Source organism: Sphingomonas sp. Root241 (genome assembly GCF_001428865.1).
Taxonomy (GTDB): Bacteria; Pseudomonadota; Alphaproteobacteria; order Sphingomonadales; family Sphingomonadaceae; genus Sphingomonas.
This window is the reverse complement of record NZ_LMIV01000002.1, coordinates 156,597-176,844: the sequence shown is the minus strand read 5'-3', so window position 1 is coordinate 176,844 and position 20,248 is coordinate 156,597. Positions and strand designations below refer to the sequence as shown.

Annotated in this window: 21 protein-coding genes; 8 read left to right on the top strand and 13 right to left on the bottom strand. The window is 67.7% G+C overall.

All coding sequences use genetic code 11. The annotated features are described in order from the left end of the window. Positions 1-25: 25 nt before the first annotated feature. Entirely contained in the window at positions 26-931 is a 906-nt protein-coding gene (rarD, locus tag ASE13_RS11445) for an EamA family transporter RarD (RefSeq protein WP_056615636.1), read from the bottom strand. Positions 932-1,069: 138 nt separating this feature from the next. Here rarD and ASE13_RS11440 point away from each other — a divergent pair, with 138 nt between their 5' ends. Continuing rightward, on the top strand, positions 1,070-2,020 hold the full coding sequence (locus tag ASE13_RS11440; protein ID WP_056615633.1) for a hypothetical protein: 951 nt from the start codon (positions 1,070-1,072) through the stop codon (positions 2,018-2,020). Here the strand turns inward: ASE13_RS11440 and ASE13_RS11435 are convergent. The 8 genes from ASE13_RS11435 to ASE13_RS11400 form a co-directional block, all read right to left on the bottom strand. Next, positions 2,017-2,316 carry a YciI-like protein gene (locus ASE13_RS11435; RefSeq protein ID WP_056615630.1) on the bottom strand — a complete coding sequence of 100 codons (300 nt, stop codon included), beginning with the start codon at positions 2,314-2,316 and terminating at the stop codon, positions 2,017-2,019. The genes ASE13_RS11440 and ASE13_RS11435 overlap by 4 nt on opposite strands. 1 nt (position 2,317) lies before the next feature. Then, positions 2,318-3,613 carry a dihydrolipoamide acetyltransferase family protein gene (locus ASE13_RS11430; RefSeq protein WP_056615627.1) on the bottom strand — a complete coding sequence of 432 codons (1,296 nt, stop codon included), beginning with the start codon at positions 3,611-3,613 and terminating at the stop codon, positions 2,318-2,320. Between the two features lie 5 nt (positions 3,614-3,618). Continuing rightward, positions 3,619-4,623 carry an alpha-ketoacid dehydrogenase subunit beta gene (locus ASE13_RS11425; protein WP_056617690.1) on the bottom strand — a complete coding sequence of 335 codons (1,005 nt, stop codon included), beginning with the start codon at positions 4,621-4,623 and terminating at the stop codon, positions 3,619-3,621. A 32-nt stretch (positions 4,624-4,655) separates the two neighbouring features. Next, entirely contained in the window at positions 4,656-5,921 is a 1,266-nt protein-coding gene (locus ASE13_RS11420; RefSeq protein WP_056615625.1) for a 3-methyl-2-oxobutanoate dehydrogenase (2-methylpropanoyl-transferring) subunit alpha, read from the bottom strand. A gap of 124 nt (positions 5,922-6,045) precedes the next feature. Beyond that, on the bottom strand, positions 6,046-7,608 hold the full coding sequence (gene purH, locus ASE13_RS11415) for a bifunctional phosphoribosylaminoimidazolecarboxamide formyltransferase/IMP cyclohydrolase (protein WP_056615622.1): 1,563 nt from the start codon (positions 7,606-7,608) through the stop codon (positions 6,046-6,048). A gap of 39 nt (positions 7,609-7,647) precedes the next feature. After that, complete coding sequence (locus tag ASE13_RS11410) at positions 7,648-9,381, bottom strand: heparinase II/III domain-containing protein (protein WP_056615618.1); 1,734 nt, start codon at positions 9,379-9,381, stop codon at positions 7,648-7,650. Then, complete coding sequence (gene rpe / locus ASE13_RS11405) at positions 9,378-10,037, bottom strand: ribulose-phosphate 3-epimerase (protein ID WP_056615615.1); 660 nt, start codon at positions 10,035-10,037, stop codon at positions 9,378-9,380. Before rpe ends, ASE13_RS11410 begins: the two co-directional genes overlap by 4 nt. 59 nt (positions 10,038-10,096) lie before the next feature. Then, positions 10,097-11,386, bottom strand: a complete 1,290-nt coding sequence (locus ASE13_RS11400; protein WP_056615612.1) for an RsmB/NOP family class I SAM-dependent RNA methyltransferase — start codon at positions 11,384-11,386, stop codon at positions 10,097-10,099. Positions 11,387-11,399: 13 nt separating this feature from the next. Here ASE13_RS11400 and ASE13_RS19485 point away from each other — a divergent pair, with 13 nt between their 5' ends. Then, complete coding sequence (locus ASE13_RS19485; RefSeq protein ID WP_082596713.1) at positions 11,400-11,552, top strand: DUF1674 domain-containing protein; 153 nt, start codon at positions 11,400-11,402, stop codon at positions 11,550-11,552. Here the strand turns inward: ASE13_RS19485 and ASE13_RS11395 are convergent. Genes ASE13_RS11395 through tsaD form a run of 3 tightly spaced genes read right to left on the bottom strand, consistent with a single transcriptional unit; the run spans position 11,549 to position 14,095 of the window. Beyond that, positions 11,549-12,085, bottom strand: coding sequence for a DUF1697 domain-containing protein (locus ASE13_RS11395; RefSeq protein WP_056615609.1), 537 nt, complete (start codon positions 12,083-12,085; stop codon positions 11,549-11,551). The genes ASE13_RS19485 and ASE13_RS11395 overlap by 4 nt on opposite strands. Next, a complete protein-coding gene (locus ASE13_RS11390; RefSeq protein WP_056615606.1) occupies positions 12,082-13,059 on the bottom strand; it encodes an NAD(P)H-dependent glycerol-3-phosphate dehydrogenase in 978 nt (325 codons plus the stop codon). The genes ASE13_RS11395 and ASE13_RS11390 overlap by 4 nt, the downstream gene beginning before the upstream one ends. Before the next feature lie 10 nt (positions 13,060-13,069). Then, entirely contained in the window at positions 13,070-14,095 is a 1,026-nt protein-coding gene (gene tsaD, locus ASE13_RS11385) for a tRNA (adenosine(37)-N6)-threonylcarbamoyltransferase complex transferase subunit TsaD (RefSeq protein ID WP_056615604.1), read from the bottom strand. A 37-nt stretch (positions 14,096-14,132) separates the two neighbouring features. Between tsaD and hemC the strand changes: the two genes are divergently transcribed. Genes hemC through ASE13_RS11355 form a run of 6 tightly spaced genes read left to right on the top strand, consistent with a single transcriptional unit; the run spans position 14,133 to position 19,422 of the window. Further along, a complete protein-coding gene (gene hemC / locus ASE13_RS11380; RefSeq protein WP_056615601.1) occupies positions 14,133-15,047 on the top strand; it encodes a hydroxymethylbilane synthase in 915 nt (304 codons plus the stop codon). Beyond that, entirely contained in the window at positions 15,044-15,712 is a 669-nt protein-coding gene (locus tag ASE13_RS11375) for a uroporphyrinogen-III synthase (RefSeq protein ID WP_056615598.1), read from the top strand. The genes hemC and ASE13_RS11375 overlap by 4 nt, the downstream gene beginning before the upstream one ends. Positions 15,713-15,742: 30 nt before the next feature. After that, a complete protein-coding gene (locus ASE13_RS11370) occupies positions 15,743-16,600 on the top strand; it encodes a hypothetical protein (protein WP_056615595.1) in 858 nt (285 codons plus the stop codon). Between the two features lie 10 nt (positions 16,601-16,610). After that, positions 16,611-17,795, top strand: a complete 1,185-nt coding sequence (locus ASE13_RS11365) for an acyl-CoA dehydrogenase (protein ID WP_056615591.1) — start codon at positions 16,611-16,613, stop codon at positions 17,793-17,795. Next, positions 17,795-18,316: a GNAT family N-acetyltransferase gene (locus tag ASE13_RS11360; RefSeq protein ID WP_056615589.1), complete on the top strand. Its 522-nt coding sequence runs from the start codon at positions 17,795-17,797 to the stop codon at positions 18,314-18,316. The genes ASE13_RS11365 and ASE13_RS11360 overlap by 1 nt, the downstream gene beginning before the upstream one ends. Next, positions 18,313-19,422 carry a CaiB/BaiF CoA transferase family protein gene (locus tag ASE13_RS11355; protein WP_056615586.1) on the top strand — a complete coding sequence of 370 codons (1,110 nt, stop codon included), beginning with the start codon at positions 18,313-18,315 and terminating at the stop codon, positions 19,420-19,422. The genes ASE13_RS11360 and ASE13_RS11355 overlap by 4 nt, the downstream gene beginning before the upstream one ends. Here the strand turns inward: ASE13_RS11355 and ASE13_RS11350 are convergent. Further along, positions 19,419-20,216, bottom strand: a complete 798-nt coding sequence (locus ASE13_RS11350; RefSeq protein WP_056615583.1) for a DUF72 domain-containing protein — start codon at positions 20,214-20,216, stop codon at positions 19,419-19,421. The two genes, ASE13_RS11355 and ASE13_RS11350, sit on opposite strands and share 4 nt — an antisense overlap. Positions 20,217-20,248 lie beyond the last annotated feature (32 nt).

Genomic DNA, 20,248 nt, shown 5'->3' with positions numbered 1-20,248 from the left:
ATTTAGTCAACCAGATGGTTGAATATTACTCCGATAAGGTCGCCGCCGCCGAAGCCCGGGACGCGCGGATGCTGTCGAATGCGTAGAGCGCGCAGCCCGTCCAGATCAGCGCGAAGGTGGCGATATGGACGGTGCGCACCGGCTCGCCGAACAGCAACACTGCCTCGGCGAACTGGAGCGAGGGCGCGATATATTGGAGCAGCCCCAATGTCGCGAGCGGCATGCGGCGGGCGGCGGCGGCGAACATCAGCAGTGGCGCCGCAGTCACCGCGCCGGCAAGGATCAGCAACAGATCGAGATGCGTCGTCTGGCCGAATGCGCCGGTGCCCGCCTGACTTGCATGGACCAGCAAAGCGAGGCTGAACGGCGCGAGCAGCAATGTCTCGACAGTGAGGCCGCCGAGCGCGTCGATCGCCGCGACTTTCCGAAGCAGCCCGTAGAGGCCGAAGCTGATCGCCAGCGTGAGCGAGATCCACAACGCTCCGCCGCCGTTGATAGCGAGCACCGCCACCCCGACCGCGGCGATCGCGATCGCCACGCCCTGAGTCCGTCGCAGCCGTTCGCCCAGAAAGGCGAACCCGAGCGCGACATTGATCAGCGGGTTGATGAAATAGCCGAGGCTGGCCTCGAGCACATGATCGTTCTGGACCGCCCAGATATAGACGATCCAGTTGATCGCGATCAGCAGGGCGCTGCCGAGGAGCAGCAGCAAGGTTCGCCCGCGCGCCGCGGCGAATATCGGCCGGGCGCGCCGGAAGATCACGATGATCACCGCGAGCAGCACCAGCGACCAGAGGACGCGATGCGCGAGCACCTGCAGCGCCGGCACGCCCTTGAGCAGATGGATGTAGAGCGGGAGGACACCCCAGAGCGTGTAGGCGCCGACGCCGAGAGCGAGCCCGCCGGTATCGACGGTGGACGAAGTACGCATGCATTCCCCTTTGCCCGGCGAGCGCGAATCGGCAAGCCGCAGATGGCTTCGTCCCGGCAAAGCCGGGCTACGCCGATGCTGCGCGACCCTCTTGCGTGCCGGCGCGACTCGGTTACTTCCTGCGCTCGGGGGGAACGCATGAATCACATCGAGGAAGCGGGGCGCGAGACCCCATACGACCATCCTGTCATCGCAACCCTAATTGGCGTGGCCCTCCTCGTGCTCGCCGCTTTGCTGGCGCCGCGCCTCGTGCCGCAACAGCCGCTCGGGTCGTTGATCGGTGCAGGCGTCGTCTTGGCACTGCTGCTCTGGGCAGTCGGTTTCGTCGCGACGACGCGCTACTCGACGATAGCGTGGAAGCTCGGTTCGCTCGCCTTGCTGCTGGCGGCGGGCGCCGGCGCGGCGATGATCGCGCACGCCCAATATGAAACATTGGCGCGTGCCGATGCGAGCAGCTTCGCCGAAGTCGAGTTCGGGCCGGGCGGCGCACCCAAGGTGCCGGCGGGTGCCGCATCGCGCGGGCCGCTTTCGCGGCTGTTCGTCGAGAGCGTGACTGCCGATACGCTGGCGCAGCGCGATTTCGGCACTGCGTTCGGCCGACTCGGCGTGGCCAATCTCACCAGCCCCTATCTGCTCGAACAGGATCCGCGCGCGCTGTCGCAATGTGTGGCGATTGCCGATCTCCGGACACTGGCGCAGTCGCAAGCGGTTGACCGCAACCGCCGCGCCACGGCGATGGCGCAGGCGCTGGGTGCGGCCAATCTGCCCGCGAAGGCGAAGCAAGGCATTGCAATGATGTCCGGGCGGGAGGCATCGGCCGGCGATCCCCTGCGGGACAACCAGCTTGCAATGGTCGGCGCGACCTCCGAGCTATGCGACCTGCTGGCGAAGCGCGGCTGGTTCAACAATGGCGGCTATTTCGGCTTCCGGAGCGGCGACGACGAAGCGCGGTTCCGCGCCTTGTCGAAGCGCCGGATGGAGCTGGCCGGAGAGACGGCGCGGATCGAACGCGCGGCACAGGAGCGGATCGCTTCGGGCCGCGAAATGGTGCGCGACGTGCTGAGCCGGTCGATCTTCCTGCCGGGCTAGGCCGGCCGCACCGGATTGGCGGCTTCGGCACCGACGACGGTGTTCCAGGGCTGGACGCGCCAGCCTGTCACCAGCCCGTTCGCCACATATGGATCGGCCTCCGCAAAGGCGCGGGCGGCATCGGCGTCGGTGAACAGCAGCAGCGCCGATTCGACCGGATCGCCGACCGCGCCGCCGAGCAGTAGTGTACCGCGCCCGGCTGCCGCCCAGGCGAGCGCGAGGTGGCGCTCGCGAAATGCCCCGCGACGCTCGATATAATCGGGCACGAGATCGTAGCGGAGCAGGAAATGCGCCATCTCAGTCGGCGAAGAGCAATACGGGCGTCTCGAGCAGTTTCTTGACTGCCTGGACGTAACTCGCCGCATCCCAGCCGTCGACGACACGGTGGTCGCAGCTGATCGACAGGTTCATCAATTTGGCGCGGACGATCTCGTCACCCTGAAAGATCGGCCGCTCGACGATCTTGTTGGGGCCGATGATCGCGACTTCGGGCCGATTGATGACGGGGGTCGTGGCGATGCCACCGAGCGGGCCGAGCGATGTGACGGTGAGCGTCGAGCCGCTCAGTTCCTCGCTCTTCGCCTTGCCGGTGCGCGCGGCATCGGCGAGACGCCCGATCTCGCTCGCGAGCTGCCAGACATTCCTGTCCTGCGCATCCCGGATCACCGGCACCATCAGCCCCGCATCGGTCTGCGTCGCCATGCCGAGATGGACGCGGCCGTGGCGTGTGACCACGCCGGCCTCGTCGTCGTAGCGCGCGTTGATCATCGGAAAATCGGGGATCGTCCGGCAGATCGCGACGATCAGGAAGGGCAACATCGTCAGCTTGGGGCGATTGCCGCGATTGGCGTTCAAGTCGCCGCGCATGGCTTCGAGCGTCGTGACGTCGATCTCTTCGACATAAGTGAAATGCGGGATCGCGCGCTTCGAGGCAGCCATGTTCTCGGCGATGCGGCGGCGCATGCCGATGACCTTGACCGGTTCGTCCTCGCGGGCACGGCTCGCGTGCGGGACGTGATAGCCTTGGCCCTGGCCGTAGCGGAGATAGGCATCGAGATCGGAATGGCGCAGGCGATCGCCTTCGGCTTTCACGGCGGCGAGATCGATGCCGAGGTCGCGCGCACGGGCCCGGACCGCGGGGGAGGCGAGGACGTGCTTCTGCTCCCTCTCTCCGCTTGCGGGGAGAGGGCTGGGGAGAGGGGCCTGAACCACGGGCGCCGGGCTGGAGGAAGACTCCCCCTCTCCCAACCCTCTCCCCTGAAGGGGAGAGGGCTTTTCTTCGGCCGCTTCAACCCCCGGATTCTCCGCCTCGACCTGTTCCTCGACTTCCTCGGAAACCGCCGCTTCGTCCCCATCCGTCTCGACAACCATCAGCGCCGATCCGATCGCGACCTGATCGCCGACTTCGCCGGCAAGCTCGACCACCACGCCCGACACCGGCGATTCCATCTCGACCGTCGCCTTGTCGGTCATCATGTCGGCGACCTGCTGGTCCTCCTCGACGCGCTCGCCGACACGCACATGCCAGGCGACGATCTCGGCCTCGGCGATGCCTTCGCCGATATCCGGCAGGCGGAAAGTGAAGCGGGCCATGCGAGTCAGTCCTTCAGGAGTTTCTTGAGCGCCTCGGCAATGCGGACCGGGCCCGGGAAATAGGCCCATTCGAGGCTGTGGGGATAGGGCGTGTCGAAGCCGGTGACGCGTTCGATCGGCGCTTCGAGATGGTAGAAGCAGCGCTCCTGCACCAAAGCCGAGAGCTCGGCGCCGAAACCGCCGGTGCGGGTCGCTTCATGGACGATCATGCAGCGGCCGGTCTTCTTCACCGATTGCTCGATCGCCTCGATGTCGAGCGGCACGAGCGTGCGCAGATCGATGATCTCGGCGTCCACGCCCAGTTCCTCGATGGTGTTGGCGACGACATGGACCATCGTGCCGTAGCACAGGATCGTCACAGCCTCGCCGCTGCGGACCGTCGCCGCCTTGCCGAGTTCGACGCGGTAATGCCCCTCGGGCACTTCGCCCGCCGGATGCGCCGACCAGTTCTTCGAAGGCCGGTCGTAATGGCCGTCGAACGGGCCGTTATAGATGCGCTTGGGCTCGAGGAAGAGGACGGGATCATTGTCCTCGATCGCAGCGATCAGCAGCCCCTTGGCGTCATAGGGCGTCGACGGAATCACCGTCTTGATGCCCGAGACGTGCGTGAAGATTCCCTCGGGCGACTGCGAGTGCGTCTGCCCCCCGAAAATGCCGCCGCCATAAGGCGAGCGGACGGTGATCGGCGCAGTGAAGTCCGCCGCCGAGCGATAGCGCAGCCGCGCGGCTTCGGAGACGAGCTGGTCGAGCGCGGGATAGATGTAATCGGCGAACTGGATCTCGGGGACCGGGCGCAGGCCGTATGCGCCCATGCCTATCGCCACGCCGATGATGCCGATCTCGGTGATCGGCGTGTCGAAGGCGCGGGTCTTGCCGTACTTCGCCTGCAGCCCCGCGGTGGCGCGGAACACGCCGCCGAAATAGCCGACATCTTCGCCCATCACGACGACGTCGGGATCGCGCGCCATCATCACGTCCATGGCGGAGTTGATCGCCTGGATCATGTTCATGCGGGTGGTCGCTCCCGCTTCGTCCGCGGCGCTCATATCCCCGCAGCCTTGCGCTCGGCGATCATCTGTTCCGACTGTTCCTTGAGGTGCCACGGCATCTCTTCGAACACCCCTTCGAACATCGTCTCGAAGGGCTGGTGCATGCCATGGCCGAGGATGCCGTTCTTCTCGGCTTCCTTCTGCGCGCGCTTCACTTCCTCGGCGAGCTCGAGATCCTGCGCGGCGTGGCGCTCCTCGTCCCATTCGCCGAGCGCGATGAGGTGATCCTTCAGTCGGCGGACCGGATCGCCGAGCGGCCACGCATTGGGCTCGCCCGCCGAGCGATAGGCGGTCGGGTCATCGGACGTGGAGTGCCCCTCGGCACGATAGGTGAAATGCTCGATCAGCGTCGGGCCCTGATTGGTCCGCGCGCGTTCGGCGGCCCATTGCGTGGCTGCATAGACCGCCAGCGCGTCGTTGCCATCGACGCGCAGCCCGGCGATGCCATAGCCCACCGCGCGCGCCGCGAAGGTCGTCGCTTCGGCGCCGGCAAAGCCCGAAAAGCTGCTGATCGCCCATTGATTGTTGACGACGTTGAGGATGACTGGCGCCTTGTAGACGGTCGCGAAGGTCATCGCCGAGTGGAAGTCGCCTTCCGCGGTCGATCCCTCGCCGCACCAGGTCGCCGCGATTCGGGTATCGCCCTTCGCCGCGCTCGCCATCGCCCAGCCCACTGCCTGCGGATATTGCGTGGCGAGATTGCCCGAGATCGAGAAGAAGCCGTGGTCCTTGGCCGAATACATGATCGGCAACTGCCGGCCCTGCAGCGGATCGCCCTTGTTCGAGTAGATCTGGTTCATCATCGTGACCAGCGGATAGCCGCGCGTGATCAGGATTCCCTGCTGGCGATAGGAGGGAAAGCACATGTCGTCGCTGGCGAGCGCCATCGTCGCGGCGACCGATACGGCCTCCTCGCCGGTCGACTTCATGTAGAAGCTGGTCTTGCCCTGCCGCTGGGCGCGGAACATGCGCTCATCGAACGCGCGGACCATCGCCATCGAACGGAGCATCTTGCGGAGCACTTGCGCATCGAGTCGCGGGTTCCACGGGCCGACCGCCTGGCCCGATTCGTCGAGCACACGAACAAGCGTGTATGCGAGCTCATGAAAGTTGGCGGCGGGTTCGGCGGTGTCCGGGCGGCGGGCCGAACCTGCGGGCGGAACATCGACATCGCTGAAGTCGGCTTCGTCGCCAGGGCGGAATCTGGGTTCCGGCACATGCAGCGATAGCGGCGGCAAATTGGCGCGCGAGGCGTCCATGGTCTCTCCGAATTGCAGGCCGTGTCGCTTCGTGAACGCACGGGCCCGGTTTCCGGACGCTTGTTATAAAATTTCAAAAGCCTTGTCGAGTAGGTCAGCAAGGCTGACCTGATGACAGCGCCGGTCAGTGGCGGAAATGCCGCATTCCGGTGAACACCATTGCGAGCCCGGCTTCGTCGGCGGCGGCGATGACTTCGTCGTCGCGGATCGAGCCGCCGGGCTGGATCACGGCAGTGGCGCCGGCTTCGACCGCCGCCAGCAGGCCGTCGGCGAAGGGGAAGAAGGCATCCGAGGCGACTGCCGAGCCGATCGTCCGCGGCTGGGCCCAGCCAGCCTTGTCGGCAGCATCCTTGGCCTTCCACGCGGCGATGCGCGCCGATTCGAGACGGTTCATCTGGCCCGCGCCGATCCCGGCCGTGCTGCCGCCCTTGGCATAGACGATCGCATTCGACTTGACGTGCTTGGCCACGGTCCAGGCGAAGCGGCAATCGGCGAGCTCCTGTTCGGTCGGTGCACGCTTCGTCACCACCTTGAGTTCGCCGAGTCGGCCATTGTCGCGGGACTGAACGAGCATCCCGCCGGCGATCGACTTGAGCATCAAGCCCGGGCGGGCGGGGTCGGGCAAGTCGCCGGTGATCAGCAGGCGAAGATTCTTCTTCGTAGCGAAGACGGCGCGGGCATCCGCGTCCGCATCGGGGGCGACGACGACTTCGGTGAAGATGCCGGCCATCGCCTCGGCAGTCTCGCGGTCGAGCGTGCGGTTGACCGCGATGATGCCGCCGAACGCAGAAACCGAATCGCAGGCGAGCGCCTCGAGATAGGCTGCCTTCAGCGTATCGGCAGTGGCGACGCCGCACGGGTTGGCGTGCTTGACGATGACCACCGTGGGCGGACCGTCCTTGAACTCGGAAACCAATTCGAGCGCGGCATCGGCGTCGTTGTAATTGTTGTAGCTGAGCGCCTTGCCCTGCAGCTGCTCGGCCTGCGCGATGCCGCGCGTGCCGGTCTGGGGAAGGTAGAGCGCCGCCGACTGGTGTGGATTCTCGCCGTAGCGCAGTTCGGGGCCCTTGGTGAGGGCGACCGGCAGCGTGGCGGGGAACGCCTCACCCTGATCGGCGAAGGCGAACCAGCTCGCAATCGCGGCGTCATAAGCGGCGGTGGCGGCATAGGCCTTGGCGGCGAACTTCCGGCGCTGCTCCAGCGTCGTGCCGCCTCCGTGAACAAGCGCGTAGTCGGCGGGATCGGTTAGGATCGCGACCGATTCGTGGTTCTTCGCCGCCGAACGCACCATCGAGGGACCGCCGATATCGATATTCTCGATGATCTCCTCGCGCGCTGCACCGCGCGCCACGGTCTGGGCGAAGGGATAGAGGTTCACCACCACCAGATCGATCGCCCCGATTGCGTGTTCGTCCATCGAGGCGAGGTGCTCGGCATTGTCGCGTACGGCGAGCAGGCCGCCATGGACCTTGGGATGGAGCGTCTTGACCCGGCCGTCCATCATCTCGGGAAAGCCGGTGAGATCGGAGATGTCGCGGACCTCGAGTCCCGCGTCGCGCAGTGCCTTTGCAGTGCCGCCGGTGGAGACGAGCTCGACGCCCTGCGCCGCTAGCGCCTGCCCGAGTTCGATGATTCCAGCCTTGTCGGAAACCGAAAGGAGCGCGCGCTTGATCGTGACCTGGTCCATGGCCCGTCCTCCTAAGGATCGAGCCCCACGTCGCAACCCCTATTTCGCCCGGTGGAACAGCCAGCTGAGATTGGTCCCGCCCGCGGGGCTGGCGCCGGTGACGACGAGCTGCTGGCTGGGCAGCGGGCGACCGCGCGGATCGACCCAGAGGCTGTCCTCGATCGTGAGCTCGCCGCCCTTGCAGCGGAATTGCCAGAGATGCCCCGAGGCAGTGCGCAGGATCGCGGCGAAACCATCGGCGGTGGGCGTCACTTCGACCTGCGGGTGGAGATGGAAGCGCGCGGTGAAAGGCGTCGGAGTCTTGTGCTTGCGCCGATCAGCGGGGAGCAGCATGTCCTCACCACGGATGTCCCTGCCATCGGGCGACATCGCCACGACACGACGATGGAGATAGCCGAGACGGCGAACATAGCCGTCATGGCTCGCCTCGATCCGGCTCGCGCTGTCGGTCTCGTGCCGCGCGAGCTCGACTTCGACCACGCCGCGGCCGAGCGTGCCGTCCGAATGGATCGCCGTCGAATTGCTGTTGCTGAGCACGAGAGTGGAATGCGCGGCGGTGGTGCGCAAGCCTTCGGTGAGCGCCGCGGGGACAAGGGCATTCGCCGAGCGCGCGCCGCCGCAATTGACGACGATGCGATCCGTGCCGTCGGAGAATTCGAACGCCAAGGTCGAGGCGCAGCCGCCCTCGACCAGCCGCGCCAATGGCGGCGGCGCGGCATCCATGATCAGCACGCTCTGTCCCGCAGCGAGCCGCTGATAGCCCCATTCGCGTGCCTGCTTGAGCGGACGGGTACGCACGCCAGTCGCCTCGATCACTTGCTCGATGACGTCGCCTGCAATCGGCCCCGAGCCCTGCCAGCTCGAAAGGCCCTTGTCGCCATGGCATAGCCCGAGCAATGCGGTGACCATGCGCGCGCGCGTGGCATCGATGAAGTCCGGGGTCCGGAGCCGGCGCGAGGCATAGGCCTCTTCCAATATGGTCAGGAGCTGGATCGATTCGAGCTGCGCGGCGGGCGAGCGCGTGACACTGCCGCCATCCTCAAACACCGAATGCTCGAGCGCGCGCTTGAGTCCATTTTCGCCAAATGCGCGGCGCGGATCTCCGCCCGGCATCGACAGACCCGCTACCAGCACCCCGCACCAGGCGGCGATCCGCGCCACCCCGGGCTGAACGCGATCGGCGCTGCGATCGAGGTGCCGCGCCCCTCGGGCTAACGCATGGAGCACGCTCGACCGGTAGATCAGATTGCTGGACGAGAGGATCAGCGGGGCATGCGCGGTCCAGAACAGGATGCGCCGGCCCCATTGATCGGCGCGCCATGCCGGATCGGAGACTTTCTCGCCATGCGCCTCCAGCCAGCGCCGCATGATCTCCTCGGCGATCGGCGCGCCCTGCGCGCGGGTCGTGACGCTGGATAGATCGCGAAGCCAGGCGAAGCTCTGGAGATATTCGGCAAAGGGAGTCGACCAGCCGGGCTTGCTGAAATCGAGCTGCTCGATCGCGCGTTCCTCGCCGCGGAAGCGGACCACGCCCTGAAGCAGGCCGTTACCGCGATGGACATCGCCGAAAAAGGGATCGTCGGGGACCGCGATGAGCTTGAGCGGATGGCGTCCGCGCAGCCGCATCGCGTGGAGCGGCGTGCCCCAGGTCAGGCGCTGGAAGCGTTCGGAGATGCGCTCGGCAAGGCTCAGCCCGCGATCGCCGCCGGTGCGGATGAGCCGTTTGCCTTCCTCGACTCCGTCGGCGCCGGACCCGGGCGGTGAATCGTTCATCCGCCCCTTAACGCAGCGATGTTGTCGGCATAATGATCTCGGCCGCCGGTGAAGGTGGCGGTGCCGGCGACCAGCGCGTCGGCGCCCGCGGCGATCACGCGCGGCGCGGTATCCCGATCGACGCCGCCATCGACCTCGAGGTCGATCGCGCGGCCCGATGCGGTGATCCGCCGGCGGAGCTCGGTGATCTTGGGAAGCTGGCTCTCGATGAACTTCTGCCCGCCGAAGCCGGGATTGACGCTCATCACGAGGATCAGGTCGATCATGTCCATGACATGGTCGACGACATCGACGGGGGTCGCGGGGTTCAGCACCACGCCGGCGCGCTTGCCCAGCGCCTTGATCGTCTGGAGCGTGCGATGGAGGTGCGGGCCCGATTCCGGATGCACCGAGATGGTATCGGCGCCGGCATCGGCGAAGGCGGCGAGTAGTGGATCGACCGGCGTGATCATCAGATGGACGTCGAACGGCTTGGCGGTGTGCGGCCGGAGTGCCTTGATCACTGCAGGACCGATCGTGATGTTGGGCACGAAATGCCCGTCCATGACGTCGACATGGATCCAGTCGGCCCCCGCGGCGTCGATCGCGCGGATCTCCTCGCCGAGACGAGCGAAGTCGGCGGAAAGGATCGAGGGGGCGATGCGGACGGCGGGCATGTCGATTGCTCTAGCATGGCATGATTCGCGCGCAACCGGGGTTCACGCCGATGACGGCTTCAGCCCCTTCGTAGCCGTGCGATGAAGAAGCCGTCGAGCCCGCCTTTCTCCGCGAGCACGCCGGGCAGGAGACGGAGCGCGCCGTCTTCGCGCGGCGCGATGCCCTGCGGGAGTTCATCGGGCGATATCGGCGCAATCGCGAATTCGGGATGCTCGGCAAGGAAGCGGGTGAGCTGCGCTTCGCCTTCCTGCGGCTCGAGCGAGCAGGTGGAGAAGACCAGCGTGCCGCCGGGCTTCACCCATGAAGCGGCGCGGGCCAGCAGACCAGACTGGAGCGCGGCCATTTCGGCGATCAGCGAGGGGCGGACGCGGTGGAGCACGTCGGGGTGGCGCCGGAAGATGCCGGTGGCGCTGCACGGCGCGTCGAGCAGCACGGCATCGGCAGGCGCATCCGGCTGCCATTTAAAGAGATCGGCGGCGATCACCGTCGCGGCGAGCCCGGTGCGTGCGAGATTTTCGTGAAGTCGCGCGAGACGACTTTCAGAGACATCCACGGCGGTCACGGCCCAGCCGGCTGCGGCGAGCTGGAGCGTCTTGCCCCCGGGCGCGGCGCAAAGATCGAGTGCTGTGCCGCTGCCCTTGCCGAGCAGCCGGGCGGGGATCGAGGCGGCGAGATCCTGCACCCACCAATCGCCTTCGGCATAACCTTCGATGCCGGTGACCGCGGCCTTTTCGTCGAGGCGAAGATGGCCGGGCAGCAGGCTCTTGCCCGGCAGATCGGGTGCGTGCGCCGGATCGCGCAACGTCAGGTCGAGCGGCGGCGGGACGGCGATGGCGCGCTCTGCATCTTCGATCATCTGATCGCCCCAGGCGGCGTGCCAGCGCAGCGCCACCGAGTCGGGAAGCGTGGGAGGCTCCGGCAGACTCGCTCCCTGCCGAATCAGCGTGCCGAACACGCCGTGGACGAGTTTCCGGGGCCCGCCATCGACGAGCGGGAGAACCGTGGAGATCGCGGCATGGCCGGGGGTGCCGAGCACCAGCGCCTGGACCAAGGCGATGCGCAATGCGAAGCGCGCCTTGGCGTCATCAGGCAAGTCGCGCTGGGTAGCCGAATCGATCAGCGCATCGAGATCGGGAAGCCGGCGGAGCGTTTCGGCGGCGATCGCATGCGCGAGCCCGCGATCATTGGGCGCGAGGCCGGAGGCAGCCGAATCCAGCGCCTGTTCGAGCGCGAGGCCGCGGCGGAGTACGGCGTCGAGCAGCTTGAGCGCCGCCCGGCGCGCGGGAACGCCGGGGCCGTCGGGCTCTTGACCGCTCGGGCGGCGGGGGCGATTGGGGGCTTTACTCATTGGAGCCAGTGCCATGGGCCAGCGCCCGAGCCATGTGAAGCCCCCGCAGCATCTCTCGAAGAGCCCGCCGGTGCCCAAGCCCGCACCCGCCGCGCCGTCAACCGACCCGCTCGACCCGACGCGCTACGGCGATTGGGAGCGCAAGGGTATCGCCGTCGACTTCTAGGAGTCGAGCGCGGCGAGCAGTTTCTGCACCGTGTTCCAGTTCCGCCCGGTATTGGCCTGCGAGAGCTTCGCCTTCTGCAGCACCGGGATCAGGTTCGAGCGACCCTGGCCGTCGGGAAAATCGGTGAACAGCTCGCGGCCGACCACCACCATCCGTTCGGGGCCGTCATAGCTCTGGGCCAGCCGATCGATCGCCGCCTTGTCGACGGAATCGCGGTGGAAGCTGACGACGAGGAAGCTCGGGCGCTCACGTGCCGCTTCGGGGAAGGGATTGGCTTCGACCAGCGTGGCAAGCTCGGCGCGGCTGCGGACGAAGGCCTCGGACTTGAGCCCGGTCGCTTTCTCCAACGCGGTATGGAGATCGCGCTCGAGTGTTTCGGGTTTCGCGTCGCCCGCCTCGAAGACGACATTGCCCGAGGCGAGGATCGTCTTGACCTCGGTGAAGCCCATTCCCTCGACCACGGCCTTCAATTCGGCCGATTTGAGCTGCCGCTTGCCGAGATTGATCCCGCGCAGCATCGCCGCCCACTTCATTGGACTTCCTCCCGCAGCGGGCGGCTGAGCAGCGCCTCGATCACGTCCCGCACCGCGGCGCCTTCCAGCAAGGCGTTGACTGCCTGCGTCACCGGCATGTCGACTCCGGCTTCGGCGGCGGCCTCGCGGAGCACCGGGGCAGTGAAGGCCCCTTCGGCCACGGTCTTGCGATCGGCCATCAGCTCGGCGGCGCGCTTTCCCTGGCCGAGTCCGACGCCGAGCGAGAAATTGCGCGAATTGGTCGAGGAGCAGGTGAGGACGAGATCGCCGAGACCCGAGAGGCCGGTGAGCGTTTCGGCCTGGCCGCCACGGGCGAGGCCGAAACGCGTCATCTCGGCGAAACCGCGCGCGATCAGCGCGGCGCGGGCATTCAGACCGAGTCCGGCGCCCTCGACCACGCCGCAGGCGATCGCGAGAACGTTCTTGACCGCGCCGCCGATCTCCGCGCCGATCACGTCGGCCGAGCCATAAGTGCGGAAGGCGGGACCGGCCAGGCGCTCGGCAAGGCGCGCGCGTAGTTCCTCGTCCTCGCAGGCGAGTGTGACCGCAGTGGGCTTTCCGGCGGCGACTTCGTGCGCGAAGGTGGGGCCTGAGAGGACGGCGATCGGCGCATCGGGCGCTGCCTGGTGCGCGACTTCGCCGACGAGCAGGCGGCTGCCCGCCTCGATCCCCTTGGCGCAGAGCAGGAGCGGCGTGCTGCCGATCGGAGCGGCGGCGAGGACGGCGCGGACATGCTGGGCCGGGGCGACGACGAGCAAAGCATCATGGCCGGCGAGGTCGGCGAGGTCGCCGGTGGCACGGATCGTATCGGAAAGCGCGACGCCGGCGAGGAAGTGGCGATTCTCATGCGATTCGTTGACGCTCTCGACCACTTCGGATTCACGCGCCCAGAGCGTGACGGGTTGCCCGCCGCGCGCCGCCACCTGCGCCAATGCGGTACCCCAGGCGCCGCCGCCGATCACTCCGATCCTCATGACCGAATCCTCATGCCTTCACGCCTGCGCCGCGGACCTTTTCCGCCCCCGGATCGAGCGGCCAGCGCGGCCGCGCCGGAAAATCGAGCGGATCGGTGAGCCCGGCGGCGAATCGCTCGGCGCCGGCCCAGGCGATCATCGCGGCATTGTCGGTGCACAGCCACAGAGGCGGCGCGACGAAACGCATGCCGTGTTCGCGGGCGAGCGATTCAAGCGCGGTGCGAACGCCTGCATTCGCAGCGACTCCGCCGGCCACGACCAGGGCCGTGGCCTCGACCGATTGCAACGCCCGCCGGGTACGATCGAGCAGGCAATCGACCACTGCCTGCTGGAAAGAAGCGGCGATATCCTCGGCACTATACTGGCCGACCACGCGCGCGACGGCGCTCTTGAGCCCGGCGAACGAGAAATGCGGCTCGGCCGAGCCGACCAACGGGCGCGGCAGCGGCACGGCGCGGGGGTCACCCTGCGCCGCGGCCTTCTCGACTGCGGGACCGCCGGGAAAGCCGAGGCCGAGCAATTTGGCGGTCTTGTCGAACGCTTCTCCCGCGGCATCGTCGATCGTCGTGGCGAGCCGGCGATAGCGTCCCACTCCTTCGACCAGCAGCAACTGGCAATGCCCGCCCGAGACGAGCAGCAGCAGATAGGGGAAAGCGAGCTCGGGATCGGCGAGCCGCGGTGACAGGCCATGGCCTTCGAGATGGTTTACCGCGATCAGCGGCTTGCCGCTGGCCAGCGCGAGCGCCTTGCCGGTGACGAGGCCCACCATCACCCCGCCGATCAGCCCGGGCCCCGCAGTGGCGGCAACGGCGTCGACGTCATCGAGCGCCACTCCCGCCTCGGCGAGCGCCGCCTCGACCAGCGGACCGATCACTTCGACATGCGCGCGCGCCGCGATTTCGGGGACGACGCCGCCATAGGGCCGGTGCGCCGCCTCCTGCCCCGCGAGCTTGTGGGCGAGGATCCGGCGATCACTCGTCACCAAGGCGGCGGCGGTCTCGTCGCAGCTCGATTCAATTCCAAGGATCAGCGCCATTGCATCCAATTAGTCCACGGGGGCATTAGCACAAGCCATGCCCATCTTCCGTCTCGGCAGCCGCGGCTCGCCGCTCGCCCTCACCCAGGCCAATATGGTGCGCGATGCGCTGGTCGCCGCGCATGCGCTCGCGCCCGACGCCATCGAGATCGTCCCGATCCGCACCACCGGCGACAAAGTGCAGGACCGCGCGCTCGCCGAGATCGGCGGCAAGGCGCTGTGGACCAAGGAGCTCGACCGCGCATTGCTGGACGGCGAGATCGACTGTGCAGTGCATTCGATGAAGGACGTCGAGACGATCCGCCCCGCCGAGATCGCGATCGCGGCGATGCTGCCGCGCGCCGATGTGCAGGATCGACTGGTCGGTGCCGGCTCGATCGAGGCGCTGCGGCAGGGGGCGGTATTGGGGACGAGCTCGCCGCGGCGCGCGGCGCAGATGCGCAGATTGCGGCCCGATCTGGAGATCGTGCTGTTCCGCGGCAATGTCGACACGCGACTGGCCAGGCTCGCCGCGGGTGAGGCCGATGCGACCCTGCTCGCGGCTGCCGGGCTCGATCGGCTGGGACGCCATGACGTCGGAAGCGCGATTCCGATCAACCTGATGTTGCCCGCACCGGCACAAGGCGCAGTCGGCGTCGAGTGCCGCGCCGACGATTCGCATGCCCGGGCGATGCTCGCGAAGATCGACGATCCTCAGACCCATGCCTGCGTCCTCGCCGAGCGCGCGCTGCTCGACGCGCTTAAGGCCGATTGCCACTCGCCGGTGGCGGCGCTGGCGACGATCGAAGGCGCGATCATGACGCTCAGGGCCGAATTGCTGTCCGAAGACGGCAGCGTCCATGTCTATGCCCAAGAGGCAGGCGCGCCGTCCGATCCGGCTCTGCCGATCGCAGTTGCGCGCGACCTGCTGGTGGGCGCCCCCGAAGAGATTCGCCGGCTGTTCGGCGGATGAGCCGTCGAATCGCCGTGCTGCGCCCGGAGCCGGGCAATCGCGCCACGGCGTCGGCGATCGAGGCGCGGGGATATGACGCAATCCGGATACCGCTGTTCGAAGTGCGCGCGCTGGCATGGGATGCTCCCGACGCGGGCGCATTCGACGCGCTGATCCTGACCAGCGCCAATGCCATTCGCCACGGCGGACCGGGCCTTTCGGCGCTGCTCCGGCTGCCGGTCTATGCGGTGGGCACCGCGACGGCCGAAGCGGCACGGGGCGCCGGTTTCCGTGTCGCGTGCGTCGGGACGGAGGACGCCGAGGCGCTCGTCGCGGCGGCCGAGACGGCGGGGATTCGCCGCGCACTGCACCTGGCGGGGCGCGAACGGACGCTGGAGGCGGGCGGGATCGTGGCACGGGTGATCCCGGTCTATGCCAGCGAACCTGAGGCGCCGCAGGATGTGGCGCGCCTCGCCGGCAGCATCGCACTGGTGCAATCCGCGCGTGCGGGAGCGCGGCTCGGCCACATCGTCGATGCGGCGCGAATCGACCGAGACGGCATCCTGTTGGTGGCGGTCAGCGCCCGCGCGGCGGAAGCGGCAGGTCAAGGCTGGGAACGAGTCGTGGTGCCCGACGATCTTCGCAGCGGAGCATTGATCGAGGCCGCAATCGCGCTCGCCGATTGACCGCGCGAGCGGCGCAGCGAATAAGGGGGCATGAGCGACGAGCCCCTCGCGCCGGAGCCGGCCCGCGGCCCCGAGACGCGGCCCCCCTATCTCATTGGCGGTCTTGCCTTTGTCGGCGGCATCGCCGTGACCGCGGCAGCGTTCCAGCTTGGCGGAGGTGGGGGCACGCCCCGCCCGGTACCAAGCCTCGTGCCGGTCGAGACCGTCCAGACCGAGCCGAATCGGCCCGCCGCCTTGCCCGCGGGGACCGATGTCGCGACGCTGGGCGCACGCGAGCAGGAGCTTGCCGGCAGGCTCGACCAGCTCGAGCTGCGGCTCCGCGACATCACCGGCAGCGCGCGCAACGCATCCTCTTATGCCAGCCGCGCGGAGCAATTGCTGATCGCCGCGAGCGTGCGCCGCGCGATCGAACGCGGCCAGCCGCTGGGCCCGCTCGAAGGCCAGTTGCGCCAGCGCTTCGGCGAGAGCCATGGCGAGGCGGTGAGCATGATCCTACGCGCCTCGGCCGAGCCGGTGACGCTCGGCGATCTCCGCCTCGCGCTCGAGACGATCGCGCCGCGGCTCGCGAGCGGGGCCGACGACAGCATGTGGATGAGCGTGCGGCGTCTGCTGAGCGATCTCGTCGTGCTCCGCGAGGCCGATTCGCCGAGCCCGCGCACGTCGGACCGCCTCCGCCGCGCCCGGCTCGCGCTCGAGCATGGCGACGTCGAAACCGCGCTCGCCGAAGTGGTGCACATGCCCGGGGTCGCCAGTGCCGAGAGCTGGGCCGCGGCCGCGCGGCGCTATATCGCGGCGCGACAGGGATTGCTCGAGATCGAACGGGCCGCGCTCGACGCGCCGTCCGCCACGCCGCCGGCCGCGGCCACCGCGCGCCCGGCGAGCAGCTGAAGGAAGACACATGGCAGAGATGGGCCGGTTCGACTGGCAGGATCCGTTCGCGCTCGACGCGCAGCTGACCGACGAGGAGCGGATGGTGCAGGCCGCCGCGCGCGATTACGCGCAGGGCGAATTGCTGCCGCGCGTGACCAGCGCGTTCCTCGAGGAGCGGTTCGACCGCGAGATCATGTCCGAGATGGGGGCGCTGGGGCTGCTCGGCCCAACGATTCCCGAAAGCTATGGCGGCGCGGGCCTCGGCTATGTCGCCTATGGACTGGTCGCGCGCGAAGTCGAGCGCGTCGATTCGGGCTATCGCTCGGCGATGAGCGTGCAGAGCAGCCTCGTGATGCACCCGATCTATGCGTACGGCACCGAGGCGCAGAAGCGGAAATATTTGCCCAAGCTGGCGACCGGCGAATGGATCGGCTGCTTCGGGCTGACCGAGCCCGATGCCGGGTCCGATCCCGGCGGCATGCGCACCCGCGCCGAGAAGATCGACGGCGGCTATCGGCTGACCGGCACCAAGATGTGGATCACCAATTCGCCGATCGCCGACGTCATGGTCGTCTGGGCGAAGTCCGACGCGCATGGCGGCGGGATCAAGGGCTTCGTGCTCGAACGCGGCATGGCCGGCCTCTCGACGCCCAAGATCGAAGGCAAGCTTTCGCTCCGCGCCTCGGTGACCGGCGAGATCGTGATGGACGGCGTCGAAGTGAGCGAAGACGCGCTGTTGCCCGAGGTGCAGGGGCTGAAGGGACCGTTCGGCTGCCTCAATCGCGCGCGCTACGGCATCGCTTGGGGCACCATGGGCGCAGCCGAGGCATGCATGCACGCCGCGCGGCAATATACGCTCGATCGCGCCCAGTTCGGCAAGCCGCTGGCATCGACCCAGTTGGTGCAACTGAAGCTCGCCAACATGCAGACCGAGATCGCATTGGGGCTGCAGGCCGCCCTGCGCTGCGGGCGGATGTTCGACGAAGGCGCGCTGAGCCCCGAGGCGATCAGCATCATCAAGCGCAACAATTGCGGCAAGGCGCTCGATATCGCCCGGGTCGCGCGCGACATGCACGGCGGCAACGGCATCTCCGCCGAATTCCACGTGATGCGCCACGCGATCAACCTCGAGACGGTCAACACCTATGAGGGCACGCACGACGTGCACGGCCTGATCCTCGGCCGCGCGATCACCGGCATCGCGGCGTTCTGATGGCACCCGACCGCCAGCCGACACTCACCGGCGAACGCGTGACGTTGCGCCCGAGCACGCCGGACGATTGGGAGGCGTTGTTCGCCGTCGCTTCCGATCCTCTGATCTGGGAAGTCCATCCGGCGCATGACCGCTGGAAGGAAGACGTGTTCCGCGCCTATTTCGACGCCGGAATCGCGAGCGGCGGCGCGCTGACGATTCTCGATCGCACGACGGACAAGGTGATCGGATCGTCGCGGTTCGACAATTGGAAGCCCGAGGCCGACGAGATCGAGATCGGCTGGACCTATCTCGCGCGCGATTATTGGGGCGGGAGCTATAATCGCGAGATCAAGCGGCTGATGCTCGACCATATCCACACGCAGGTCGGCACCGTCGTCTTCACGGTCGGCGAAGGCAATGTCCGCTCGCGCAAGGCGATGGAGAAGATCGGCGGCGCGCTGCGGGCCGGGCCTCCCGAATTGCGGCTGATGGCGGGCGAGATGAAGCCCCACGTGATCTACGAGATCCGCAGGCCGTGAAGCCGCTCGAGGGGCTTCGGGTCGTCGAGCTGGCACGGATCCTCGCCGGGCCATGGTGCGGCCAGTTGCTCGCCGATCTGGGCGCCGAAGTGATCAAGGTCGAGCGGCCGGGCGCGGGCGACGACACGCGCCACTGGGGACCGCCCTTCCTCCACGGTCCGAACGGCGAGAATCTCGACGCGGCCTATTTTCATGCGTGCAATCGCGGCAAGGAGAGCCGCGGCATCGACATCGCCACGCCGGAGGGTCAGGCCGAAGCCCGCGCGCTGATCGCCGACGCCGATGTCGTGATCGAGAATTACAAGGTCGGCGGACTCGCCAAATACGGGCTCGACCCCGCTGCCTTGCGCGCCTCCGATCCACGGCTTGTGGTCTGCTCGATCACCGGTTTCGGCCAGGACGGGCCCTATGCGCACCGTGCCGGCTACGACTTCATCATCCAGGGGATGGGCGGGGCGATGTCGCTGACCGGCGAGCCGGACGGCGCGCCGCAGAAAGCCGGGGTCGCTTATGCCGACATCTTCACCGGGGTCTACTCGGCAGTGGCGATCCTCGCGGCATTGCGACGTCGTGACGCCACCGGCGAAGGCGCGCATATCGACATGGCGCTGCTCGATACGCAGGTGAGCGTGCTCGCCAATCAGGCGCTCAACTGGATGGCGAACCCGCTCAAGGTCCCCCACCGGATGGGCAACGGCCACGCCAATCTGGTCCCGTACCAAGCCTTCGAGACAAAGGACGGCGCGCTGATCGTCGCCGTGGGCAATGATTCGCAGTTCCGGAAATTGTGCGAAGTGGTCGAGCTGAATCTCGCCGACGACCCGCGTTTCGCGACCAATCCGGCACGCGTGACCAATCGGGCGGTGCTGATCCCGCTCGTCACAGCCGCCATTCGGCGCTGGGCCAAGGCCGATCTCTACGAGGCACTCGAAGCGGCGGGCGTTCCGGCGGGGCCGATCAACACGGTCGACGAAGTGTTCGCCGATCCGCAGGTGATCGCGCGGGGAATGCAGATCGAGCGTGAGGGGTTGCCGGGATTGGCGAGCCCCATCGTCATCGACGGCGAGCGGATGGTTTCGGACAAGCCGAGCCCAAGGCGGCCTTAGGCCAGCCTGCGGGTCAATTCCTGCGCCGCCGCGGGCGCGCGGACCTTGCCGCCATGGATGAAGAAGAGGAAGGTCTCACGCGGCGTCGCCGGCGGGGCCTCCGCAGTGACATAGGGCAGCCCTTCGGGACGGCCCCCGCTCGCCCAGGTTTTCGCGACCTCGGTCCAGCGCGGGAAATCCGATTCGGGATAGCAAAGCGGATTCTCGTCCTCGCCGGCCTCGAGCCGAGCATAGACGAAGTCGCCGGTGATGTCGGCAATCGCCGGATATTGCGGCGAATCGGCGTAGACGATCGCGACGCCGGCATCGCGGCACATCGCGACGAACTCGGGGACATGGAAGCTCTCGTGCCGCACCTGGACCGCGTGGCGGAGCTTCACGCCGGCCTCGTCGCGCGGGAGCAAGGCGAGAAAGGCGCGGAAATCCTCGGGCTCGAACTTCTTGGTCGCCATGAACTGCCAGAAGATCGGGCCGAGCTTGTCGCCGAGCTCGACGAGCCCCTGCGAGACGAAGCGCCGGATCGATTCGCCGCCCTCGGCAAGCACCTTTCGATTGGTGCAGAAGCGCGACGCCTTGACCGTGAAGACGAAGCCGTCGGGCGCGGTCTTCGACCAGCCTTCGAAGGTCGCCGGCTTGAAGGTGGAGTAATAGGTGCCGTTGATCTCGATCGCGCCCAGCGCGCGGCTGGCGAATTCGAGCTCCTTCTTCTGGCTCAGACCCTCCGGATAGAAGGTCCCGCGCCATGGCTCGAAGGTCCAGCCGCCGATGCCGATTCTGATGGGTGCTTGTGCCATGCCGCGCTTCTAGCCGAGAAAGCGCGCCTGGT